Genomic DNA, 4,538 nt, shown 5'->3' on the forward strand with positions numbered 1-4,538 from the left:
GGGTGCATTGGCAAAGTAACTGCAGCACATCAGCTCAGCGCCGACCCGACGCGCCAGCGCCTTACGGCCGTTCGCCGTTGGAGCTACCTTGTACCTCATGGCCGAACATAACCGCCGCTTCCTTCTCCGTCAGCGCCCCACCGGACGTATCGACGCCAACACCTTCGAGCTCAGCGAGGCACCGATGCCGAACATCGGCGACGGCGAGGCGCTCGTGCGCGTCGACTGGATCTCGTTGGACCCCACGAACCGCGGGTGGATCAACGACACCCCGACCTACCTTCCGCCGGTCGGCATCGGCGAGGTCATGCGCGGGCTCGGCCTGGGCGAGGTCGTCGCGTCCAACAGCCCCAACTATCGGGTCGGCCAAACGGTGCAGGGCCTCGTCGGCTGGCAGCAGTACGCGGTCGCATCGGCCGCGGCGCCGCTGATGCCGGTCGAGGTCGCCGAGGGCGTCTCGCCGAGCGCCTATCTCGGTGCGCTGGGCATGACCGGGCTGACCGCGTGGGTCGGGATTCACGACATCGGCAAGCCGCAGCCGGGGGAGACGGTCGTGGTCTCGGCGGCGGCCGGGGCGGTCGGCTCGGTCGCCGGTCAGCTCGCCAAGGCTGCCGGCGCACGCGTCGTCGGGATCGCCGGCGGCCCCGAGAAGTGCGCGCTGGTCACCGAACGGCTCGGCTTCGATGCGGCCGTCGACCACCGCGCCGACGACTGGGCCGCCCAGCTTGCCGCGGCCACGCCCGACGGGATCGACGTCGACTTCGAGAACGTGGGCGGCGACATCATGGACGCCATCTTCGCGCGCCTGAACATCGGTGCCAGGGTGGCGTTGTGCGGCATGATCTCCGGCTACAACTCGGCGGACCCACCGCCCGGGCCGCGCGCGTTCGGCAACCTGCTCATCCAGCGCGCGACGCTGCAGGGCTTCATCGTCTTGGACCACTTCGGGCGCGCGCCGGAGGCGATCACCGAGATCGCCGGCCTGATCGCCGGAGGCGCCCTCACCCCGCTGGAAACCGTCGTCGAGGGCTTCGAGCAGTTGCCGACGGCGATCAACATGTTGTTCGACGGCAAGAACGTCGGCAAGCTCGTCGTCAAGGTCTCCGATTAGGCGGTAAGCGAAGCCTCGCGGTGCGGTTGACGTAGATCATCGTGACCGCACACGCCCAGGCATCGCGCGACATTGCTGCCTGGGTAGGGAAACGACGCCAGGAGTAGCGTGCGACACACGCAGCGTCATGAATTACAAGGAGACCCATGAGCAACAACGACGTGCTCGACGCGGCCATCGCCGCGGCCTCGCCCATCCAACAAGCCGTCGCGGTGTTCATGTTGCACCCCGAGACGTTCGCCGACAGCATCGCCGCCGGCTACCACAACCCGCTCACCGGATACGTCGCCGGCCGCGGCGGGGTGCTGGGCGAGGCCACCGGCGCCACGGTCGGTTCAGTGTTCGTTGCGTTCGAAGCCAACTTCCTGCGCGGCCTGTGGGAGGAGGGCGTCGCGGTGCACGGCGCGGCCGGCGCGGCCGAGGTGTACTGGGACCAGATTGCCCGCTTCGCCCGCAAGCACCTGGCCGGCGCCGAAAGCCTGGACCGCATCGCGGCGCTGGGGGAGAAGGTCATCGCGGCGGCACCGGACGCGGGCCTGCCACTGTATGCCGGCTGGCGCACCATGCCGCTGGCCGACGACGCTGCGGCGCAGGCGCTGCAGGTCATGCACGTTCTGCGTGAGCTGCGGGGCGGCGTTCATTTCAACGCCCTCACCATTTCCGGCATCACCCCGGTGGAAGCGCACATGCTCAACAAGGGCCATCAGTACGCGGCGATGTTCGGGTGGCCCGAGCCATTCGCCGACGGGGCGGACAAGAAGGACCGCTACGCCGAGGTCGAGCAGGCGACCAACCGCCGGATGGCCGAGATTTTCGCGGCCGCGCTTACCCCCGAGGAGGCCGACGAACTCGCCCGGCTCAGCGCGGGCGCCCTGGCATCGCTGCAGGCCTCTGCCGCGACCTGAACGGTCGACGGATACGCGGATCCGCTACGGCCCGCAATCGACCACGACCGAACTCCTTTGCGTGCCAGCCGCCGTCGCGCCAGCCGGGCCGACGGGCGCACTGGTGGAGTATCCCTAAAACCCCGCCGACGCGGAACCGGACGCACAGAGGCCAAAACCCAGACCCCGCAAGGGGACGCCACATGAGTGCAACGAGATGTCCTTCAGACCCTGGTACACGACCCAACGCGGATTCCAGCAGCGCCGGAGTGCTATAACCCAAGCCATGTCAGACGCCGAACATGTGATCACCCATGTTTCCGACACCGCCAGGTGGACTGCGCTCTACCGGGCTGCCGAATCATCGCGGGCCGACGCGCTGTTCCGCGATCCGCTCGCCGAGCGCCTCGCGGGAGCGCAGGGCCGCGCGATCGTCGCCAACACTCCGGCGTCGAGCCGCAACGGCTGGTGGCTCATCGCGCGGACCAAGATCATCGATGACGCTATCGCCGGGGCGATCGCCAAAGGCTGTGATCGGGTGCTGAATCTGGCCGCCGGCTTGGACACCCGGCCTTACCGCTTGCACCTTCCGGCTGACTTCCCCTGGATCGAGGCGGACCTTCCGCAGTTGCTCGAGGAGAAGACGCAACTCCTTGCCGACCAGACGCCGCAGTGCGGGTTGGCACGGTCCGCGGTCGACCTCGCTGATCCGGCAGCCCGCAGCGCATTTCTCGACGAAGCTCTCGACGGCGCCGCCAACGCGCTGGTGTTGACCGAGGGCCTGCTGATGTATCTCCAAGAGCGTGATGTCGCAGCGCTTTCGGACGCGCTCGATCGGCCTGAGGTCTGCTGGTGGATGCTCGACTTCGGCGGCCCCGGCCTGAAGAGGCTGATGAACAAGAAGATGTCCGGGATGCTGCAGAATGCCCCGTTCATTTTTGCGCCCGAAAACGGGTTGGCCTATTTCGAAGCACTGGGCTGGCGAGTCCTCGAATCAGAGCATCTGATGGCAGCCGCCAAGCGATTTCGTAGGTTGCCGATGTTCATGTGGCCGACGCTGTGGGGTCCGCAACCCGATCCGCGTGACCCAGGGAAACGACCCTGGAGTGCGACAGCGCTGCTGACTCGCCGACACTGATTCGGCGGTTCCACGACGCGCGACTCTCGACATGCATCAGGCGCCGGCCGGCCAGCACTGCACCCCGCGACCCGAAGCTCGCGGGGTGCAGTGTTCGGGCAGGGCGATCAGGCGTTACCGCAGGTCGAACCGATCGTTGTTGCAGACCTTGACCCAGGCCGCGACGAAGTCCTCGACGAACTTCCCACTGTTGTCGTCCTGGGCGTAGACCTCGGCCAGGGCGCGCAGCACCGAGTTCGACCCGAACACAAGGTCATTGGCGGTCGCCGTCCACTTCAAGGCACCCGAGGACCGGTCGTGGCCCTCGTAGACGTTCTCCGCGCTCTCGGATGCTTTCCACTCGGTGTTCATGTCGAGCAGGTGGACGAAGAAATCGTTGGTCAACACGCCCAGCTTGTCGGTGAACACACCGTGCTTGCTGCCGCCGTGGTTGGCGCCGAGTGCACGAAGGCCACCGATCAGCACAGTCATCTCCGGAGCGGTCACGCCGAGCAGGCAGGCCTTTTCGAGCAGCAAATGCTCGAGGGGCACCTTCTCACCGGCCCGGAAATAGTTGCGGAAACCGTCGGCACGTGGTTCGAGCACCGCGAACGACTCCACATCGGTGTTCTCCTGCGAGGCGTCGGTACGGCCCGGGACGAAGTGCACGTCGATCTGGTAGCCGGCGTCCTTGGCCGCTTTCTCCACCGCCGCAGACCCGGCCAGCACGATCAGGTCGGCCAGCGAGATCTTCGTGCCGCCGGCTGCCGATTCGTTGAATTCGTGCTGAATCTTCTCCAGCGCCGCCAGCGACTTCGCCAGCTCGGAAGGCTCGTTGGCCTCCCAGTTCTTCTGCGGCTCGAGGCGAATTCGCGCACCGTTCGCACCGCCGCGCTTGTCGGTGTTGCGGTAGCTGGCCAACGCGGACCATGCCGTCTTGACCAGTTGCGGCACTGCCAGCCCAGAGTCGAGGACCTTCTTCTTCAAGGCGGCGATGTCCTTGTCGTCGACCAGCGTGTGGTCGACGTCCGGTACCGGGTCCTGCCACAGTTGCGGCTCGGGAATCCAGGGGCCGAGATAGCGAGAGACCGGTCCCATGTCGCGGTGCAGCAGCTTGAACCACGCCTTGGCGAAGGCGTCGGCCAACTCGTCGGGGTGATCCAGCCAACGCGTGGTGATCTCCCGGTAGATCGGGTCCTCGCGCAGCGAGATGTCGGTGACCAGCATTGTCGGGTTACGGCCCGGCCCGCCGAACGGGTCCGGGATGGTGCCCGCGCCGGCACCGTCCTTCGCGGTGAACTGCCACGCGCCCGCGGGACTCTTGGTCAACTCCCACTCGTAGCCGTACAGGGTCTCCAGGAAGGTGTTGTCCCACTTGGTGGGGGTCGGCGTCCACACCACCTCCAGGCCGCTGGTGATGGCGTCC

General features: G+C 67.0%; 4 protein-coding genes. 3 read left to right on the forward strand and 1 reads right to left on the reverse strand.

Translation table 11 applies throughout. The features are described from left to right. Window positions 1-97 precede the first annotated feature (97 nt). The 3 genes from AC2VOU_RS17385 (at window position 98) to AC2VOU_RS17395 (ending at window position 3,133) form a co-directional block, all read left to right on the forward strand. Entirely contained in the window at window positions 98-1,111 is a 1,014-nt protein-coding gene (locus AC2VOU_RS17385) for an NADP-dependent oxidoreductase (protein WP_486958492.1), read from the forward strand. Window positions 1,112-1,257: 146 nt separating this feature from the next. Then, window positions 1,258-2,016 carry an SCO6745 family protein gene (locus tag AC2VOU_RS17390; RefSeq protein WP_486958489.1) on the forward strand — a complete coding sequence of 253 codons (759 nt, stop codon included), beginning with the start codon at window positions 1,258-1,260 and terminating at the stop codon, window positions 2,014-2,016. A gap of 265 nt (window positions 2,017-2,281) precedes the next feature. Beyond that, window positions 2,282-3,133, forward strand: a complete 852-nt coding sequence (locus AC2VOU_RS17395; protein WP_486958490.1) for a class I SAM-dependent methyltransferase — start codon at window positions 2,282-2,284, stop codon at window positions 3,131-3,133. 114 nt (window positions 3,134-3,247) lie between these two features. Here AC2VOU_RS17395 and AC2VOU_RS17400 read toward each other — a convergent pair. Next, on the reverse strand, window positions 3,248-4,538 hold a 1,291-nt coding region (locus AC2VOU_RS17400), incomplete at its 5' end, for a peroxidase family protein (protein ID WP_486958491.1).

Source organism: Mycobacterium sp. TH-M25 (assembly GCF_057473665.1).